General features: G+C 54.2%; 15 protein-coding genes. 8 read left to right on the top strand and 7 right to left on the bottom strand.

What is annotated here, in order from left to right; translation table 11 throughout:
• Complete coding sequence (locus tag ET33_RS38985) at positions 1–156, top strand: hypothetical protein (RefSeq protein ID WP_161783561.1); 156 nt, start codon at positions 1–3, stop codon at positions 154–156.
• 329 nt (positions 157–485) lie between these two features.
• On the opposite strand, the gene ET33_RS22410 is transcribed toward ET33_RS38985, so the two are convergent.
• From ET33_RS22410 to ET33_RS22395, 4 genes are read right to left on the bottom strand one after another with little or no spacing between them, the layout of a single operon-like run.
• The gene (locus tag ET33_RS22410) at positions 486–1565 is read right to left on the bottom strand and encodes a phosphodiester glycosidase family protein (RefSeq protein WP_036686990.1); all 1080 of its coding nucleotides are present in this window, start codon (positions 1563–1565) and stop codon (positions 486–488) included.
• Between the two features lie 36 nt (positions 1566–1601).
• Positions 1602–2033 (bottom strand): hypothetical protein, encoded by a 432-nt coding sequence (locus ET33_RS22405; RefSeq protein WP_036686987.1) that lies wholly within the window; start codon positions 2031–2033, stop codon positions 1602–1604.
• Positions 2030–3661 (bottom strand): response regulator, encoded by a 1632-nt coding sequence (locus ET33_RS22400; RefSeq protein WP_036686984.1) that lies wholly within the window; start codon positions 3659–3661, stop codon positions 2030–2032. Before ET33_RS22400 ends, ET33_RS22405 begins: the two co-directional genes overlap by 4 nt.
• Entirely contained in the window at positions 3658–5508 is a 1851-nt protein-coding gene (locus tag ET33_RS22395) for a cache domain-containing sensor histidine kinase (protein ID WP_235206790.1), read from the bottom strand. The genes ET33_RS22400 and ET33_RS22395 overlap by 4 nt, the downstream gene beginning before the upstream one ends.
• Before the next feature lie 105 nt (positions 5509–5613).
• On the opposite strand from ET33_RS22395, the gene ET33_RS22390 reads away from it, so the two are divergent.
• The 3 genes from ET33_RS22390 (at position 5614) to ET33_RS22380 (ending at position 8780) form a co-directional block, all read left to right on the top strand.
• Positions 5614–6498, top strand: a complete 885-nt coding sequence (locus ET33_RS22390) for a carbohydrate ABC transporter permease (RefSeq protein ID WP_036686979.1) — start codon at positions 5614–5616, stop codon at positions 6496–6498.
• Positions 6498–7334: a carbohydrate ABC transporter permease gene (locus tag ET33_RS22385; RefSeq protein ID WP_010496311.1), complete on the top strand. Its 837-nt coding sequence runs from the start codon at positions 6498–6500 to the stop codon at positions 7332–7334. Before ET33_RS22390 ends, ET33_RS22385 begins: the two co-directional genes overlap by 1 nt.
• Positions 7335–7481: 147 nt before the next feature.
• Positions 7482–8780, top strand: a complete 1299-nt coding sequence (locus ET33_RS22380) for an ABC transporter substrate-binding protein (RefSeq protein WP_088831183.1) — start codon at positions 7482–7484, stop codon at positions 8778–8780.
• Between the two features lie 76 nt (positions 8781–8856).
• On the opposite strand, the gene ET33_RS22375 is transcribed toward ET33_RS22380, so the two are convergent.
• Entirely contained in the window at positions 8857–9489 is a 633-nt protein-coding gene (locus tag ET33_RS22375; protein WP_036686973.1) for a flavin reductase family protein, read from the bottom strand.
• A gap of 128 nt (positions 9490–9617) precedes the next feature.
• Here ET33_RS22375 and ET33_RS22370 point away from each other — a divergent pair, with 128 nt between their 5' ends.
• The 3 genes from ET33_RS22370 to ET33_RS22360 all read left to right on the top strand — a co-directional run bounded on the left by ET33_RS22370 (position 9618) and on the right by ET33_RS22360 (position 13153).
• On the top strand, positions 9618–10307 hold the full coding sequence (locus ET33_RS22370; RefSeq protein ID WP_036686970.1) for an ArsR/SmtB family transcription factor: 690 nt from the start codon (positions 9618–9620) through the stop codon (positions 10305–10307).
• 240 nt (positions 10308–10547) lie between these two features.
• A complete protein-coding gene (locus ET33_RS22365) occupies positions 10548–11879 on the top strand; it encodes an MFS transporter (protein ID WP_081890439.1) in 1332 nt (443 codons plus the stop codon).
• 350 nt (positions 11880–12229) lie between these two features.
• A complete protein-coding gene (locus ET33_RS22360; protein ID WP_036687150.1) occupies positions 12230–13153 on the top strand; it encodes an NAD(P)/FAD-dependent oxidoreductase in 924 nt (307 codons plus the stop codon).
• A 91-nt stretch (positions 13154–13244) separates the two neighbouring features.
• Here the strand turns inward: ET33_RS22360 and ET33_RS22355 are convergent, their stop codons facing one another.
• Both ET33_RS22355 and ET33_RS22350 read right to left on the bottom strand, forming a co-directional pair.
• Positions 13245–14015 carry a polysaccharide deacetylase family protein gene (locus ET33_RS22355; protein WP_051775518.1) on the bottom strand — a complete coding sequence of 257 codons (771 nt, stop codon included), beginning with the start codon at positions 14013–14015 and terminating at the stop codon, positions 13245–13247.
• 60 nt (positions 14016–14075) lie between these two features.
• On the bottom strand, positions 14076–14855 hold the full coding sequence (locus ET33_RS22350; protein ID WP_036686967.1) for a DUF2161 domain-containing phosphodiesterase: 780 nt from the start codon (positions 14853–14855) through the stop codon (positions 14076–14078).
• Positions 14856–15357: 502 nt separating this feature from the next.
• Here ET33_RS22350 and ET33_RS22345 point away from each other — a divergent pair.
• Positions 15358–18111 (top strand): hypothetical protein, encoded by a 2754-nt coding sequence (locus ET33_RS22345; protein ID WP_036686964.1) that lies wholly within the window; start codon positions 15358–15360, stop codon positions 18109–18111.
• The last annotated feature ends 68 nt before the right edge of the window (positions 18112–18179 follow it).

The following is an 18179-nucleotide window of genomic DNA, read 5'->3' as shown; positions in this document are numbered from 1 at the left end:
ATGACTACTGGAGATGAAACCGTTATACATTTGGAGATCCGTGAAGTAATGAGGCAGCTTGGACTCAATCCGCTCGATTGGCAAAAGTTCAGCAGCAGTCCGATTCCCCTTGACCAGACTTCGCAGCCCGATGCGGAGAATGAAGACACACGTTAGCCAGTGATTCTATTTTTTTATAATGAGAGATACAAATTGTATCTGCGGAGCATGAAAACGGGTTGAAAGATGCCGGCCGCAAATGCAATCAGGTGTTGTAACGTAACCTTGATTGATCCGGAAGCCGCGTCTCTCAACCCGCAGGCGAAGGGAAGCGTATGATTAAAGTCCCTTGGTTTTGTCATCATTGTAAGCGGCTGTAAGCATCGAGACAATGAACAGAAGAAAAACCATGATTACGATCCAAAATGTGACTGACATTTACTCAGCACCTCCCGCCTATATTATAACCAACCCATTGGTAAAAGAAAACGCTAAATATGTGAATTTTACTTGAAAAACAAGAAGTGCGTCGCCAGCGGCCGCAGGCGCCCTCCGGAATCGGACGGCCGGTTGATCACTTGTCCGTCATAGATCAAGCTTGACGATCCGCCCCCGTCCAGATTATAGGCGTCTTTGACGCCGAGCGTGACCAGCTTGTCCTGAAGCTCGGGCAGCGTGGCGCCGGAATGTCCGTTTTCGTCGTTGCCGTCCGTCACCATAAAGAGCAGTTGATCGTTCTTAAAGCTGCCGACCACCGTTCGCGGCGCGCGGGCCGGGGAGGTCAGCCACTGATTCGGAATGTTCTGCTTCTTCCCGTCCTGGAGCAGGATCGGTACGAACGTCGCCCCGAAGGACGGCTTCAGCTTATCCAAATCTTCCTGGCGCGAAAATTTGCCGCCGATCAGCTTCCGGTCGGTGTTGATCCCGATGAACGCCAAATCCTCGAATGTCGGCTCGAAGCCGTAGACGTACTTGCCTCCGAGCACCGTCGTGCTCAGCGGGAACCGCTTGCCGGTTTTGTCGTCGTCGGCGAAGCCTCCTGCGTTGATCCCGGCGACAGCGCCATAGCGGCGTACCGCTTCCAGCGTCGTTTCGCTGCCCCCGACTTTGTCTTTACCCAGCACCATCTTCATGCCTTTGTCCGTTTTCAGATCCACTTTCAGCGCGTAGCCTTTATACCTCGGTTCCGTAAACGTATATAATTTCAGATCAACGTTGGAGGTTGTCGTGGCACGGTTGACGTTGCCGCCGAGCTTGGCGCCGATCCGCGAGTCGAAGATGGCTGCCGGGCGTGCAGCCGCCGATTCCGCAGTTTGCGTCATTGCGGCAGCTTCGACCGAGCTTTTGGAGTACAGCTCGTAGTACTTCTCGATCGTCGACCGGGTCTGCGCCGCGTCGGCCTTTGTTTTGTCCAGCTTGGCAAGGACGTTCTGCCAGTCGTTGCCGGCCTTCCATGAAGCGTCGGGAGCTCCGGCGAATTGGGGCAGCTCGACCGATACGCCCGCGATAAGCAGATACAGCAGCAATCCGACAAACGGCGCGCATACCAGCAGCATCGTCCGGTTAATATGTTGAATCGGAATCATGGCTTTCGGAGTTCACTGTCCTTTCGTCCGTGCAATCTATTGCAGCGCATCCAGCTGCTTCTTCAGGTCTTCGAGCTTCTTCTTCACTTCGGCGAGCTGGGTATAGAGCTGGTTGCTGTTGTCCGTCTTGCTGCTGGCGCTGTCTTTGGTAAAGGCAAGCAGCTCGTTCACCGCATCGACCTTCGTCTGCAGCTTGGCCATTTCGCCTGTCATGTTGTCTTTGAGCTCGGCGATCTGCTTCTGGTACTGCTCCTGCACGGCGGTAAGCTGCTCATTCGTTTGGACGGCAAGCTCTTCTTTCAACTGCCGTTTCAAATGATCGATATAAAGCTTGGCGCCCCACGCGCCCGAGCCGACAAGCACGGCCCAGACCAGCGCCAGAATCAGATACGTTTTCTTCGTCGGTTTTCTCGGCTTGACGTTGCGCGGAGCGGACGGTTGTCCCGCCGACTCGATCTGCATACTCATGGTTGGTTCACCTTCCTGTACTCGTTAGGAGAGACGCCAACCGTTTTCTTGAACACTTTGCTGAAATATTTCTCGTCGTCGTAGCCGACCATGGCGGCGATCTGGGTAATGCGAAGATTCGGGTTCAAAAGCAGCAGCTTGGCCTTATCGATGCGGATGCCACTGATGTAATCGGATAAATTCACATGAAATTCCTGCTTGAACTTACGGGAAATATATTCACGGCTCAAGTAAAAATGGTTGGCGATTTCCTGCAATGTAATGTCCTGATGGTAATGATTTTGAATAAATTTGGCAATTTCAAAAATAACGTTGCTGTCCTGCCGCTGATGCGAAAGCAGTAGCCGCGAGAGCTCGGATAAGCTGCGGACGAGCTGCTGCTCCCAGCGGTCGAGGGACAGAAAGCCTTCCTCGTCCAGCGGAACGACGAACGGCGCGCTGTGCTCCTCTTCGCCGCGAACCCCGTCGCCCTCGAATAGCTCGGCCAGCCAGCGGCTGCGCACGACATTGTACTCGTGCCACCAATGCTCCAACTGCTCCATGTCGATATAATCAAGCTTGCGCACATCTGCGAACCACGCGGCGACCGCGCGGCGGATCTGCTCCTCGCTGCCGCTCTGCACCGAGAGCCGGATCGGTTCGGCGTAATCCGTAAAAGAAAGCTGCCGGCTGCTTGCCGTCGCCGCTGCGGGTCCGGCGATCAGCGTGCGCTTCTCCCGGATCAGCAGATTCCGTCTGCGAAGCACCTGCCTGGCTTCAAGATAAGCGGCCGTCAGCCCTTCGGGGAACGGATGCACCCGGCTGACGCCGGTATCGAAGCAGTTGCGGACCGTGTCCCGGATGCCTTCCCGAATGCGTTCGAGCAATGCTTGCGTCTGGTCCAGTCCGCCGTAGAGTAGCAGGATCGCTTCGCTGTCGCTGTTCCAGTACCGGTAGGCGATGCCTTGCCGGGGACCTCCAGACGCGCGCGCGGACAGCAGCTCGTTGCAGATGTTCGTGAGCGAGAAAAAGAGCAGCTCGTAATCGGCCATAAACCTATCCTTGAAGCTGAGGCTCATCGTATCCAGGCTCAAGATGGCGATCCGGCACTCTTTTACCGAAGGTCCGAGCCCGAACTCTGCGTCCAAGGCTTTGGCATGCTGGGAATAAAGCTTCGGCTCGGTCAGCAGGTTGGACAATATTTTGTCCCAATAGACCGGCTTGAGCTGATTCATCTCGATATTTCGCGCCTGCTGCAGGTGGCGTTCCGATTCTTCGCGCCGGATGGCGGATACCGCCTTCTCGACCGCGGCAGCCAATTGCTCGTGGTCGATGGGCTTTAAGATGTAGTCGACGCCGCCGTATTGAACCGCGTGCCGGACAAGCTCGAATTCGTCGTGTCCGCTGATGACGATCGTTTTGCCGGACGGGTATTGGCTTTGCAGCCATTCCATCAGCTCCATGCCGCTCTTGACGGGCATCATCATGTCCGTAAAGATAAGCTGCGGCCGATGCTCCTCGATTTGGCGGACGGCGTCCAGCCCGTCCTGGGCTTCCAGCACCTGATCGATGCCGAAGTCGCTCCATCGGACGAGCAGCTTGATCGCTTCCCGCACGTGCTTTTCATCATCGACGATGATGGCTTTCATAGCTCCCCGTTCTCCTTCATATGCATGGGCATAAGGATCGTTACCTTGACGCCGTAAGGCTTGTGATGCTCGATCCTCATGTCCGCTTCATGGTTGTAATAGAGCCGCAGACGCGATACCACATTGATCAGACCGATGCTGTCTTCTTCCTGCAGATGCTCGGACGGCGAACCGAGTCGCGCTTTCAGGCGCTGCAGTTCTTCCTCCGCCATCCCTTTCCCGTTGTCCGCCACCGTCACTTCCATGCGTCCGTCTTCCGCCACGCTGCTTGCGATCAGCAATTTACCCGCATTTTGTCCCGAGTCGAAGCCGTGTTTAAAGTAGTTTTCCACAATCGGCTGCAGGATCATCTTGGGCACAGGGACCTGAAGGGTGTCTGCGTCAATGTCGTACTCCACGGTTAATTGATGTTCAAAACGCTGCATCTGCAGCTCCATATAGGAGCGGACATGCTTTACTTCGCTGTCAAACGGAACGATGGCAACGCTCGTATTCATGCTATAGCGCATCATCTTGGCAAGCGACGACAGAAGCGAATAAATCCGCGGCGCATCGTGCTGCAAGGCAAGCGTTCCAATCGATTGCAGCGAGTTATACAAGAAGTGCGGATTGATCTGCGCCTGCAGCGCCTTCAACTGATTCGTCTTGTTGGCCAGCTCCAGCTTGTACTCCTGCGTGATCAGGTTGTTGATCGTCTGCATCATGATGCGGAAGCGATTCGCGAGAATGCCGAACTCGTCGTTTCCTTTGACGTGAATATCGACCTGCATGTTGCCGGATTGAATTTTTCCGATATATCCGATCAGCTTTTTGATCGGCGCAGTAAAGCGGAACGAAATGTACAGCGTCGCAGAAATGACCACCACAAGGAATCCGATCAAAATGAGCGTATTGATTTCGGTCAGCTGTCTGGCGTTGCTGTACAGCCGGTCGTACGGAATCCGCTTGACGAGCGTCCATTCCATATAAGGCGTCGTCATGCGCTCGTACATTTGAATGCCCTTGAATTCGCTGCTGTCCGTTTCGAAGCTTCCGCTCGGTTCGGATAAGCTGAGCAGATGAGTCACCCACGGCTCGTCGATCCGGGTTCCGACCGGCCCAGGGCCGTATACAACGCGGCCTTGCTTGTCCAAGATATACAGCTGCTCTTCTCCCTTTTTATAAAGCTGCTCGCAGATGGAAGAGAGCATGTTTAGATTAAAATCAATCGATAAAATGCCGAAGTTTTTCATGGTCACGGCACTGACGACCTTCCGGTGCAGGCTGATCGCGGGAGCCGGAGGCACCGGGCCGAAGCCGCTCGTTCCGTACAGATGGCTCGGGTGCGTCGGCTCCAAAGTGACATCCTCCATTCGGCTGACAGGAGGTATGAATTTCGGCCCGCTCGTTTCGTTGCGGAAGATGTTCCCTTGCGTCCACAGGTACGATTTATCCGTATCGGCGATATACAAGTAGACTTGCTGAATATCCTTCACGGCGTTGGCGATGCTTTGCAGCCCCCGGACGATCTCGTTGCGGCTCGTGTAATCGGCGGCCCCGGCTTCGATCGCTTCATAAAAATCAATGTCGTTATACACCGAAAGCGAGGCCTGATTGATGCCGTTCAAATAATTGATAATGTTCGTCTTGCCTTGATAGATCAAGTTGGAATTCGTCTGGAGCGTTTCCCGGGTTATATTTTGCTTCGTAAAATAGTACGTCATGACGATGGAAGTGGAAATCGGCAGTATGGTGGCCGCAAGTAAAAACACAATCAGTTTATTCCGGATGCTGTTACGGATCATCGCGATTCCCTCCACGCAAATGTCGGCGCCATTATTGTACCAGTTGAGGTCAATAAATTCCACCTGATACGTCACCAGAATGCGTGTTCTTTGCTTTTTGGGGCTTATATACTGAGGGTATACTTTCAGCTTGGCCTGCGAATTGTAAGAAATAAAGGGGGAAAATCCATGAAAGCGAAACAGCGGCTATCCGGCATGTTCCAGCAAATCGTCTTTGTCGGCCCGGCCTTTCTGTTCTTCAGCCTCATTGTCCTTGTTCCGTTTGTCATGAGCATGTATTATTCGTTCACGGAATGGAACGGGGTCACGTCGAACGTCAAATGGATCGGCCTCGACAATTTTAAACAAATCCTAACGACGGATACAGATTTCCATAAAGCGTTCTGGTTTACGACGCGGTTCACTGTGACGAACGTCATTCTGGCGAACCTGCTCGGCTTCTCGCTGGCGCTGCTGCTATCTCAGGCGCTCAAAACGCGGAACGTGCTGCGGACGGTCTTCTTCCTGCCGAACGTCATCGGCGGGCTGCTGCTCGGGTTCATCTGGCAGTTTATTTTCATCAAAGGCTTCTCGACGATCGGCGAGCTGACCCAAATCGCCTTCTTCCAGCTCCCATGGCTCGGAGATTCCCCGACGGCATTCTGGGGCCTCATTATTGTCAGCGTATGGCAAACGGCCGGTTATTTGATGGTTATTTATATCGCCGGCTTGGCGAACGTGCCGAAGGAATTGACGGAAGCGGCGACCATCGACGGGGCCACCCGTTGGCAGGCGCTGCGCCACATTACGATTCCGATGATCATGCCTTCGGTTACCGTCTGCTTGTTCCTGACGATCTCCTGGGCGTTCAAAATGTACGATCTGAACGTATCCCTGACGCAGGGCGGACCGTTCAACTCGACGCAATCCGTGGCGCTCAATATTTATGAAGAAGCGTTCCGCAACAACCGCTACGGCTTAGGAACGGCGAAGGCCTTTATTTTCTTCATCGTGGTGGCGCTCATTACGCTCGTTCAAGTGTCCCTCACGAAGAAAAAGGAGGTTGAAGTATAATGGAAGCGTCCAAAAGCTATAATCTGCGCACCTTCGCCCTGGAGCTGTTGGCCATTGTGCTTGCCCTGCTTTTCCTCGTGCCGTTCTATTTCGTTATCGTCAACTCGATGAAATCGTTCGGCGACCTGCTGGTCAATTCGGCGAATCTGCCGAAATCGATCAACTTTGACAACTACGTCAAAGTATGGGGCATCATGAAATTTCCGAAAGTATTTACGAACTCGCTGATTATTACCGTTTTCAGCAACCTTGGGCTTGTGGTGATCGGCTCCATGGCCGCTTACCGGCTGGTGCGGTTCCCGTCGAAGTTCAATAATCTGCTGTTCCTCGCCTTTGTGGCGGCGATGGTTATCCCGTTCCAATCGATCATGATCCCGCTCGTCAAAGTGGCAAGCGAGGTCGGTTTGATGGACAGCAAGCTCGGACTGATTTTCTGTTACTTCGGCTTCGGGATTTCGATGACCGTATTCTTGTATCACGGCTTCGTCAAGGCTATTCCCCGGGAAATCGAGGAATCCGCGACCGTGGACGGCTGCACGCCCTACGGCGTGTTCTGGAAAATTATTTTTCCGCTGCTGAAGCCGATGAGCGTCACAATTATACTGCTCAACAGTTTGTGGATTTGGAACGACTTCCTGCTGCCGCTGCTCGTGCTGAACAGCCCGGATCTGCGGACGATTCCGCTGGCCACGTATTCGTTCTTCGGCCAATATACGAAGCAGTGGGATATGGCGCTTGCCGCGCTCGTACTCGGCGTCATTCCAATCGTTGCCTTCTTCTTGGCGATGCAGAGGTTTATTATCGAAGGGATTACGGCCGGATCGGTTAAAGGCTGACATAAAATGTCAATGTAAGCGGTTGTTCAAAATGTTCCACCTTTTCGTTCAATATAGTACGTGTTCGAAAGGTGGGGCATTTTATACAATACAATTGAAACGAACAGACAAACAGCAGTATGAAATAAGGGAGGTTACATCATGAAAATGAACAAAGTTGCGAGCGCCGGAATGGCAGCGGTTATGCTGATGTCGCTCATCGCGGGCTGCGCGAAAAAAGAAGAAGCTCCAAGCGGAACGAACGCCGGAGGCGGTGCGGCTGGAGGCAAAACCGTAACGCTGAAAATGTTCCAATTCAAGGTCGAAATTGCGGAACCGCTTGCCAAGCTGGCGGCCGAATACGAGAAGCAAAACCCGGGCGTCAAAATCCAAATTGATACGGTCGGCGGCGGTGCGGACTACGGCGCGGCGCTGATGGCGAAATTCAATTCCGGGGACAAACCGGACATTTTCAACAACGGCGGTTTCTCCGATTTGGACAAGTGGATCGAGCATTTGGAAGACCTGTCCGACCAGCCTTGGGTGAAAGATTTGGTGCCGGTCTCCAAAGAGCCGATGACCAAAGACGGCAAGCTGTACGGCCAGCCGCTTAACCTGGAAGGCTACGGCTTCCTGTATAACAAAGATTTGTTCGCCCAAGCCGGCATCACCGAGCTGCCGAAAACGTTGACGCAGCTTGAAGACGCGGCGAAGAAGCTGCAAGCCAAAGGCGTTACGCCGTTCGTGAACGGCTACGCCGAATGGTGGGTGCTCGGCAACCACTTCGTGAACCTGCCGTTCGCTTATCAGAAAGACCCGAACGCGTTCATCGACGGCCTGAACAAAGGTACGGCCAAAATTCCAGGCAACGCCGAGTTCGACAACTGGGTGAAGCTGTTCGATCTGCAGCTCCAATACGGCAACAAGAACCCGCTGCAAACCGACTATAAAACGCAGGTGACCGAGTTCGCAACCGGCAAAGCGGCGATGACGCAGCAGGGCAACTGGACGCAATTGCAGCTGACGCAAACGAACCCGAACCTGAAGGTCGGCTTCCTGCCGATGCCGATTTCCGACGATCCTGCAGCGAACGACAAGCTGCCGGTCGGCGTGCCGAATAACTGGGTCATCAATAAAAACTCCCCGAACAAAGAAGAAGCGAAAAAGTTCCTCAACTGGCTCGTGACTTCGGATATGGGCAAAAAGTACATGGTGGAAGAATTCAAGTTCATCCCGGCGTTCACCAACATTCAGGGCGACGAGAAAATTCTCGGACCTTTGGCTGCCGATCTGATGAAATACAGCAAAGAAAACAAAACGCTGAGCTGGAACTGGTTCAAATTCCCGGGCGGCGAAGCATCCAGCAAGAAGTTTGCTTCCACGATGCAGGCGTATGTCGCGAAGCAAAAAACGAAAGATCAAATGCTGACGGAATTCCAGCAAACTTGGGATAGCCTGAAGAAATAAGATGGTTAAAAAATCAAGGCATCTGCCCTGGCGGGCGGTGCCTTGATTTTTTTGTGCTTTAGCGGAAGGTCTGGCGCTATATTTCGGCGCGGTAATTATGGCCCAGGCGATCACCGAGCCCGAAGTAATGGCGGAAGTTGTAGATCAGCGGGTTCCAGCGGGAGGGATCGATATGATCACTGCCCGTCTTTTTCACGATGTCCGGGAGAGCGTGGATTTGCACCGCTTCGGTTTCGACGATGGCAAACATCGGCGCATAGTCCGGGAACGTAATCTTCTTGACGGCGCATTCGATTTGCAGCGGGCATTCCGCGATTCGCTGCGGTTTAACGGACAGCGAAGCAGCCGGCGTAAGTCCGGCGGCGGTGAATTTATCCGGCTCGTAGCGGTAGCCCATCTGCACTTTGTAGTCCGGCACCGGATGTTTTCCGGTGAGCGAGCCTAGCATTTCGACCTGCTGCCACATCGCGGCGTCGGGAACGTTGACGACCAGCTCCGGAGTCCGCTGCAGGTTATCGATGCCTTGGCCGCCGAAGCCCATGCCGAGCACCAGATATCGTCCGAGCGCCCAAGACGAGGAAAGGGGACTGATGTTGGTCGTACCGTTTTCGTTTAGCGTCGTGGCGAGGATGACAGGCATGCCATAGTATAAAATTTTTGGCTGAATGTTCAGATGACTTGCTTCCGTAGGGGATACTTTCGTGTTCATGCTTCATTACCTCCGATGGTTATCATAGTCCGATTAGGAAATTCAGGATAACTGCTCCTAACTCATTGTAATTCATGGACATTTCCATTATCATCGAAATGTGGAATGCAATGAAAAGGAGGACTACGATGAACCTGAATCGGAATGTATCATCTATCGCTTCGCTGATTAGCGACCCGTCCCGGGCGGCTATCCTGCTGCATCTGCTGGACGGCCGCTGCCATCCGGCCGGTGATTTGGCAGCCGCAGCGGGAATCACGCCGCAAACCGCCAGCTTCCATTTGGCCAAAATGGCGGAGCTCGGAATTGTGACGGTAGAAAAGCACGGTCGGCACCGGTACTACCGGATCGCGCAGGCGAGCGATGCGGAAATGATCGAGCAGCTGCTTTCGTTTACCGGGCCGGCGCCTGTCGTTTCGTTACGGCAATCGGACCAAATGAAAAAGCTGCGCCACGCCCGGATGTGCTACGACCATTTGGCAGGGGAAGCTGCGGTCCGCATCACGGAATCGCTGCAAAGGGCCGGGCATTTGCAGAAAGACAATCTGGAGCTTCACGTTACGGCTTCCGGCGAAACGTTTTTTGCGGATTTCGGCCTGGATTTGCCGCAGCTTCGCAAGAAGCGGCGGGCTTTCTCCCGCTGCTGCCTCGATTGGACGGAGCGCGAGCATCATTTGGCCGGCGCACTCGGATACGGGTTAACCGAGCGGATGTTTGCGATGGATTGGTTTCGCCGGGAGGAGCAAAGCCGGGCCGTGCGAATCACGCAGGAAGGAAAGCAAGGCATGGCAGAGCGATTTGGAATTCGGCTGGATTAAACCGGCGGCTGGTACAGCGGCGCATCCAACCGACAAGGGACGGGGAAAAGGCTAATAACGGGAGGTTGACCGGGGCCTCCTTCCGCTGCTGGCGAAAAATGACCGTATACGCTTGCAATCGCGCTTGATTGCGGTTTCACAAACGGTAGTCCCCGCTGATACAATGATCGTAAAATCGATGTAGAGCGAACGGAGGGCATGGGCGCCTCCTGTTTGCCGGGAGAGGCGGTCCAGGCTCGGATGGGGTTACGACTCGGAGAAGCAGTCAGGCATTGGGCGGAGTCGCGGAGGACGGCGGTGCCGGAAGAAAAGAGGCTGTCGGCCGAGGCCGTCGCTTCGCTCTTTATTCATTTTTGCTTTCAGTTCGGAGCTTCAATGTCGGGTGTCTTTTTGACGCTGTACTTGTGGCGGCTGACCCACAGCCTTGCAATTAACGGAGCATACTATGCGATTAACTACGCGGTGGCGCCGCTGGCATTCGCGCTCGGCGGCTGGATAATCAAGCGCAAGGACCGCATGGTCACGTACCGGCTGGGCATTGCGATGATTGCGCTGTTTTATTTGTCCGTTGTCTTCTCGGGGGAACTGGTGGCTAAATATTATGTGCTCTTTGCCGTACTGAACGGCATCGCGAGTTCGTTTTACTGGGTTGGCTATTTGACCTTGATGTATGACGTTACGACGGACCGGAACCGCATCCGTTTTCTCGCGATCAATATGATAACGTTTACGCTCGGCGGGCTGATCGGACCGGCCTTGGCCGGATTTCTCATTCGGCAATTCGAGAGCTTGCAGGGCTACACGATCGTTTTCGGTATCTCGTTTCTCATGTTTTTGCTGGCGGCGCTCGGCAGCTTCAAGATCCCGATGAAAGCTTCGCACCATAAAGCGTATTATCTGAAATATGTCGGCTTACTGATGCGCAAAAACCGGGATTGGACTTATTCGCTAATCGCCTTTTTGGTTATGGGGCTGTTTCAGGGACTGATGCTGTTTTTGCCGAATATTTTGCTTTTTCAGATCGTCGGCCGGGAGGATCTGGTCGGCTACCTTGGGGTACTGTACGCCAGTCTCGGCATCGGCACGGGGATGTTCATTTCCCGTTACGGCACCGAATCCAAGGCGAAGGCCTTTATGTTCATCTCTACCATAGGATTCGTAATCGGCACGGCGTTCATTTTGTGGAAACTGACGCTGGGCACCGTAATCGCATTTATGATCATTTATTCCATCTGCGCGCCGCTGCAGGGCAATACGATTACTTCGTACTATTACCGCCTCATCGGTGTGCTGCCGCTCAAGGGCCAGCTTCGCGTCGAGTCGGTCGTGATGCGCGAGACGTTCCTGAACGGAGGGCGTGTCGTGTCGATCGGCCTACTTGTTTGGCTTACAAGCGCCGCAGGCAGCGAGGTACTTCCCTGGGTGCTGGCCGCAGCGGCCGTGCTGCAAATCGGGCTAGTCTGGCTGCTAAGCCGCCGCGCGGATGAAGAGCCTCCTTTGGGTGAGACCCCGCCGGTGCGCGGTCCCGGCTCGGAGAGCGGCTCCCGCACCAGTATGAAAGCTTCCTCTTGATTGGAGAGGGAGCTTTGAGCTTGTTGAGAAAGTGGGTTTTACAAAAATAGAGATGCAAACGTAGGTGGGGTATCCACTGGAGAAGCGATAGCGGCCGCCTTTGTCTTCGGGAAATGTCCGCTGTTAAGCGGCTTCCAATCAAGATTTCCCGATGACAACAGCGGTCGGAAGTGGATACCCCACCCCCTCGTACACCTCCTCTATTACCTCAATTGAACGCTTTCTCAACACGCTCAGCTTCCTCTTGATTGAAGAGGGAGCTTTTTTCGTGCTGCTTAGGAAACGGATGGAATGGAATCTGGGACCGTGGGGGGATGCTAACGGTAACGAATAACGAAGGGGCGTATATCATGTACGATTGCATCGTCGTCGGAGGGGGCATCGCCGGCTTGCAGGCGGCCATTCAGCTTGGACGGTACCGGCATCGCGTGCTGGTGATCGACAAAGGGCGAGGACGCTCAACGCTGTGCCGCAGCTACCACAATGTGCTCGGTTGGCCTGATGGAGTATCCGGCCAAGAGCTCCGCCATCTCGGGCGGCAGCATGCCGAACGGCTCGGGGTGGAATTTCGCCGCGATGAGGCGGTGGCGGTTGCAAGGAACGGCCGAGGCTTTCAGATCGCGCTTGCCGACGGAGGCGGAGCCGTCCACACCGAGACGCTGCTCGCGGCAACCGGCGTATTGGACCGCTTCCCGCCTCTGCCCGGGCTGGAAGAACGCCTTGGAATCAGCGTGTACGTATGCCCCGACTGCGACGGCTACGAGGTCCGCGGGAAGCGGACCGTTGTGATGGGATCGGGCGATACGGGAGCGGGAATGGCGCTTGCCCTGCGCTATTGGACCGATCGGATTATTTACGTTAATCACGAACGGCAAGCGGTGGGCAGCGGGCATGCGGACAAGCTGATGGAAGCAGGCATACCACATGTTGAAGCGGAAATCGCCGAGGTGATCGGCGGGGCGGATGCCCGGTTCGACGGGGTACGCTTGTCGGATGGCCGGACGATTGAGGGAGAGCGCGGCTTTATCGCTTTTGGCGGCAACGAAGTGCACACCGGATGGACGGCGGCGCTTGGTATCGAGCGGCTGGAGAACCGTCATATCGTCACCGATCCGCGCACCAAGATGACGAACGTTCCCGGCGTCTGGGCGGCAGGAGATATCGGAGTGCATTCGGAGCAGGTCACGATCGCGATGGGCGAGGGCTCGCAGGCGGCGATCTGGATTCATAAAGAGCTTTTGAAGAGGAAAACGAATACCGCGGTCTTCGTTTAAGTCACACCGCATGTTAAAGGGACCAAAGCCACCTCCGTTAAGGGGATAGTTTTGGTCCTTTGCGTTTTGTTTCCCGATCATGAAGGAGATGTTAAGATTTGGGCGGCTCCAGCAGCCGCTTCCAGGCTTTCATCGATGCTTCTCCATTGACGAACAGCCGTTTCAGCTTGAGCGGGTCCTGATCGGACGAAGCCCACCCCTGATCGATGGTAAACGCATACCGGAACTTACTTTCTTTTAAAAGATTCAAGGTCGTTCGATTGGACTCGCCATACGGATAACAAAAAATATCGGCCGTCGTGCCGAGCTGTTCCTCGATCAGCCGCCTGGATTCGGTAATTTCATACGCTTGTTTCTTGGCATTCAGCTTCGGTAAGTTCGGGTGGCTCATACCGTGGGGCTGAATGTCCCAACCTGCCTCTTTCATCGCTATGACCTGCTCCCAATCCAAATAATAACCGTCGCCTACAAACCCCGGGACCATGAATAATGTCGCATGAAACTTTAACTTTTTGAGCAGCGGATAAGCGTGCTCGTAGTTGTCCGCATAGCCGTCGTCAAACGTGAGCAGGATCGGTTTTTCAGGCGGTTTTTCTTCGCCCTCGAGGATATCGGTGAATTGCTGAAGCGTGAGCGTCGTGTAGCCTTCGTCAGCCAAGTAGCGCATCTGCTCCTCGAATTTGTCCGGGGCGATGGTCGCCCGGTTGCCTGGATCGACGGTAATGCTGTGGTAGTTGAGCACGGGGATGCGAATGGAAGAAGCGGCTTGCGCGGGCGATGATAGGGCAGGGGCAAAAAGTGATAACATGCATGCAAGCATAGCAAGACTGAACGCGAAGAGAGCCCGAACGAACGGTTTCATAGCGCACGTCCTTTCTGCACGGTAGTCTATCACTCTATACATACCCGCTGCCCGAACGATTTATGCATTTTGCAGGACAGGCACTTGCGGAGCTTCTGCGGTATCCGACTCCGCGGTCGGTAAGTAAGCCTCGACGACATGAGCAAAAGTTTGAAGCTCCGCTTCTCCCTGCGGGGTGAGCTTGTATACGCCGCGGGCGACGCGTTCGAACCACAGGTATACGTTTTTCTGAAGCATGCCTGCGGCTTGGGCATTGCCTGTCAGGTCGCGCAACTGTTTGGGGCTCATGGGGCCGTGGATGCGCAGCAGCGCCGCGAGATGAAGCGACTTTTCGCGGTAAGCGGTGACGAGCTTTCGCTTGGTGCTGCCGCCGACGTTATAATCGGCACGGCGTTCTTGAAACTCCCGCATTAGCTTACCGGCCGCATATTTGTTATGCCTGGGCATTTTGAGCGGCATCGCGAGTCCGGACCCATCCGGCGGATGACATTCGACCTCGACCCGCGGCTTGCGCGTTTTATAGAACTGCACGGCGATCATGCCGAGGCCGAGCATGCCGCACAGTCTGCGGAGTTCCGGCCAGGTAGCGCCGTGCGGCGCACGTCCTTTGGCCGGCCGCTCGAAAGCGACGTATACAAGACGGCTGATCCGCAGACGATCGATCGCTTGCAGCAGGAGCGGGATCGAGAAGCTTTTTTTCAATTCGACGATGACCGGAGGCTCCTCTCCGCGGATGGCGACCAGATCGCAATGACGTACCTCGCCGCGCACCGTGTAACCGAGCTGCTCCAAGTAGGCTTTAACGGGGGCGTACAGCTCCGTTTCACTTTTGATAGCCAAGGGGCCGCGCCTCCTTTTTTGCTTGGGTTGATATGGTAGGGTTATTATACCATACCTTGGGAGGGGAGAACGTTGAAAAGAGAAGGGCGTTTTGATACGAAAAAGTAAATTGTTATAGTGCGAAAGTCTAATAAAATGGTACTATTTTGTCGATATATACAGGAGAAAATTACTAGATTTTTTGTATTGAATGGATTATGCGTATTTCATTTCAAAAAATAAAAGAAACAAGGTGAGCATGTTGACTCGAGAAAATCATCACCAGAAGCTTTTAAGAATATTGCAAGCCACCATGGTTTTATACCCTCAGTTTGCTCCGTATGTCAATGCAGGCTCTATCGAGCTCATGGGGAGTGAAAAGAGAGTAGTAAAAGAAGAGTCAGTATATGACAGCATGGAAAAGTATCATTATCCTGTTTACAATCCAAATATTTCCTATCAACTAAATAAAATTATATTGAGCGAGTTATCCGGCCCACCATTGGTATTGCCGAGTGGCGGTATGATCTATACGACGTGGGACCCGACAACGAAGCGGTTTGTGAATAACGATGCGGATGCGGGAGCGTACTTCACGGATAATGACCCGTTGACGTACTCGATCGTGAGACAGCCGCAGGGGTTCTCGGCGAGTATTTTGAGCGGCAGCTTAGTGCATTTGAGCGGAAATCCGCAGTTGACTAGCGATTCGTTTACGGTGAGGGCGACAGACCCGAGCGGGCTGTATGCGGAATTGACGGAGGTGTTGAACTTCGCGCCGCAAGCCTGGTGGAGCCACAGCCTGGTGACCTACGATCCGAACAGCGGGGCGTTCGTCACCAGCGCCATCGATCTGGGAAGTAGATTCTACGACGCGAACAGGGATGAACTGAAGTATTCGATGGTAGAAGTGCCATCGGTAAGCAGCGGGATGACGGCGAACCTTAGCGGCAGCATGCTGTATTTGGGCGGCACGCCGACGTCGCCGGCGACGTTCCGGGTGAAGGCGACGGATACGCACGGAGCATCTGCGGAAGAAAGCTTTAGCTTAAATTTCGCACCGAAGGCATTGTCGCAACCTGCGGTTTCATTGTCCGGCGCACTGACGCAGGTTGACTTGAGAAACTACTTTAGCGACGCGGATCAGGACGAGCTGACGTTCTACTATGGCTGGACGTATCCGTGGTCGAGCACGCTGAGCGCGTCGGTAAGCGGGACGATGCTGCTACTGTCGGGGATGGCGCAGGAGCCAAGCTATGTGATCGTGCAGGCAACGGACGGACACGGCACGTACGTGAACAATACGGTGAGCGTACTGCAGACGAATGGTATCCCGCAAGTGCTGCCGAGCGGCGGCATCGTGCATACGACGTGGGACCCAACGGCGAAGCGGTTTGTGAATAACGATGTGAACGTAGGGGCGTATTTCTCAGATACGGACCCATTGACGTACTCAATTGTAAGACAGCCGCAAGGGTTCTCGGCGAGTATTTTGAACGGCAGCTTAGTGCATTTGAGTGGAAATCCGCAGTTGACTAGCGATTCGTTTACGGTACGGGCGATGGATTCGACCGGGTTGTACGCGGATCTGACAGAAATACTGAACTTTGCGCCCCAAAGCTGGTCAAGTCACAATCTGGTGACGTACGACCCGAACAGAGGTGCGTTCGTAACCAGCGCCATCGATCTGGGAAGTATATTTTATGATGCGAACGGGGATTGGCTGGACTATTCGATGGTTCAGGCGCCATCAGTGAGCAGCGGGATGATGGCGAGTCTCAGCGGCAGCATGCTGTATCTGGGCGGTACGCCAACGTCACCGGCGACGTTCAGGGTGAAGGCGACCGATACGCACGGAGCATCTGTGGAAGGAAGCTTCGGACTGAATTTTGCGCCCAAAGCGTTGAACCAGCCGGCGGTTTCTTTATCCGGTGCGCTAACTCAGGTCGACCTGAGAAACTACTTTAGCGACGCAGATCAGGACGAGCTGACGTTCTATTACGGCGGGGTATATCCGTGGTCGAGCTCGCTGAGCGCCACGATAAGCGGTTCGATGCTGCTACTTTCGGGGATGGCGAAGGAGCCATCCTACGTGACCGTGTATGCTACGGATGGGCACTACATGTCTATAGTCAATACGGTGAATGTGCAACAAACCGGTGGAATCCCGCAAGTGCTGCCGAGCGGCGGCATGGTGTACACGACATGGGATCCGACGGGGCAACGATTTGTGAACAACGATGCGGATGTGGGAGCATATTTCTCGGATAATGATCCGCTAACGTACTCGATCGTGAGGCAGCCGCAAGGGTTCTCGGCGAGCATCGTGAGCGGCAGTCTGATGCATTTAAGTGGAAATCCGACGCAGCCGTACGATTCGTTTACGGTGAGGGCGACTGATCCGAGCGGGCTGTACGCGGATTTGACGGAAGTACTGAACTTTGCGCCGCAAAGCTTGTCGAGTCACAATCTGGTGACGTACGACCCGAACAGCGGAGCATTCACGTCCAGCACCATCGAGTTAGGAAACATATTTTATGATGCGAACGGGGATAGACTGAGCTACGCGATAACCCAAGCACCGTCTGCAAGCAGCGGAATGTCGGTGAGCCTCAGCGGCAGCGTGCTGTATGTGGGCGGTACGCCGACGACGCCGACGACATTCCGGGTGAAAGCAACTGATACGCACGAAGCATCAGCGGAAGAAAGCTTTAGCTTAAACTTTGCGCCCAAGGCTTTGTCGCAACCTACGGTATCTTTGTCCGGCGCACTGACGCAAGTTGACCTGAGAAACTATTTTAACGATGCGGATCACGACGAGCTCACGTTCTACTACGGTTGGAAATACCCGTGGTCGAGCACGCTAAGCGCATCGGTAAGCGGAACGATGCTGCTGCTGTCGGGGATGGCGCAGGAATCGGGATACGTAATCGTGCATGCGACAGATGGTCACGGCACGTATGTATCCAATACGGTGAGCATAGGAAGCAGCAGCCAAAACATGCCTCCTCAAGCATTGTCGCAGCCAGCCGTTTCTTTAACGGGCGGATTGACGCAAATTGACTTAAGAAACTACTTTATCGATGCAAATCAGGACGTATTGACGTATGTTTACGGCTCGACGTATCCGTGGTCGAACACGCTCAGCGCTTCGATAAGCGGAACGCTGCTGCTGTTGTCAGGGACGGCTCAGGAACCGACCCACATCGTCATTCACGCAACGGATGGATATAGCGGATATGTAACCAATACAGTAACAATCAACGGTCAACATTAGATTTTTATAATGAACGAAATCGGCCAATCGGACGGTTGGCCGATAATTTTGAAATAGAAAGGTCGGTT

This window comes from Paenibacillus tyrphae (genome assembly GCF_000722545.1).
Classification (GTDB): Bacteria; Bacillota; Bacilli; order Paenibacillales; family NBRC-103111; genus Paenibacillus_G; species Paenibacillus_G tyrfis.
Note: the sequence above shows the minus strand (reverse complement) of the source record. Positions and strands in the feature narration are given on the sequence as shown.

Coding starts and splice junctions, on each gene's coding strand:
- ET33_RS38985 (WP_161783561.1), top strand. CDS start 1: ATGACTACTGGAGATGAAACCGTTATACATTTGGAGATCCGTGAAGTA.
- ET33_RS22410 (WP_036686990.1), bottom strand. CDS start 1,565: ATGATTCCGATTCAACATATTAACCGGACGATGCTGCTGGTATGCGCG.
- ET33_RS22405 (WP_036686987.1), bottom strand. CDS start 2,033: ATGAGTATGCAGATCGAGTCGGCGGGACAACCGTCCGCTCCGCGCAAC.
- ET33_RS22400 (WP_036686984.1), bottom strand. CDS start 3,661: ATGAAAGCCATCATCGTCGATGATGAAAAGCACGTGCGGGAAGCGATC.
- ET33_RS22390 (WP_036686979.1), top strand. CDS start 5,614: ATGAAAGCGAAACAGCGGCTATCCGGCATGTTCCAGCAAATCGTCTTT.
- ET33_RS22385 (WP_010496311.1), top strand. CDS start 6,498: ATGGAAGCGTCCAAAAGCTATAATCTGCGCACCTTCGCCCTGGAGCTG.
- ET33_RS22380 (WP_088831183.1), top strand. CDS start 7,482: ATGAACAAAGTTGCGAGCGCCGGAATGGCAGCGGTTATGCTGATGTCG.
- ET33_RS22375 (WP_036686973.1), bottom strand. CDS start 9,489: ATGAACACGAAAGTATCCCCTACGGAAGCAAGTCATCTGAACATTCAG.
- ET33_RS22370 (WP_036686970.1), top strand. CDS start 9,618: ATGAACCTGAATCGGAATGTATCATCTATCGCTTCGCTGATTAGCGAC.
- ET33_RS22365 (WP_081890439.1), top strand. CDS start 10,548: ATGGGGTTACGACTCGGAGAAGCAGTCAGGCATTGGGCGGAGTCGCGG.
- ET33_RS22360 (WP_036687150.1), top strand. CDS start 12,230: ATGTACGATTGCATCGTCGTCGGAGGGGGCATCGCCGGCTTGCAGGCG.
- ET33_RS22355 (WP_051775518.1), bottom strand. CDS start 14,015: ATGAAACCGTTCGTTCGGGCTCTCTTCGCGTTCAGTCTTGCTATGCTT.
- ET33_RS22345 (WP_036686964.1), top strand. CDS start 15,358: ATGATCTATACGACGTGGGACCCGACAACGAAGCGGTTTGTGAATAAC.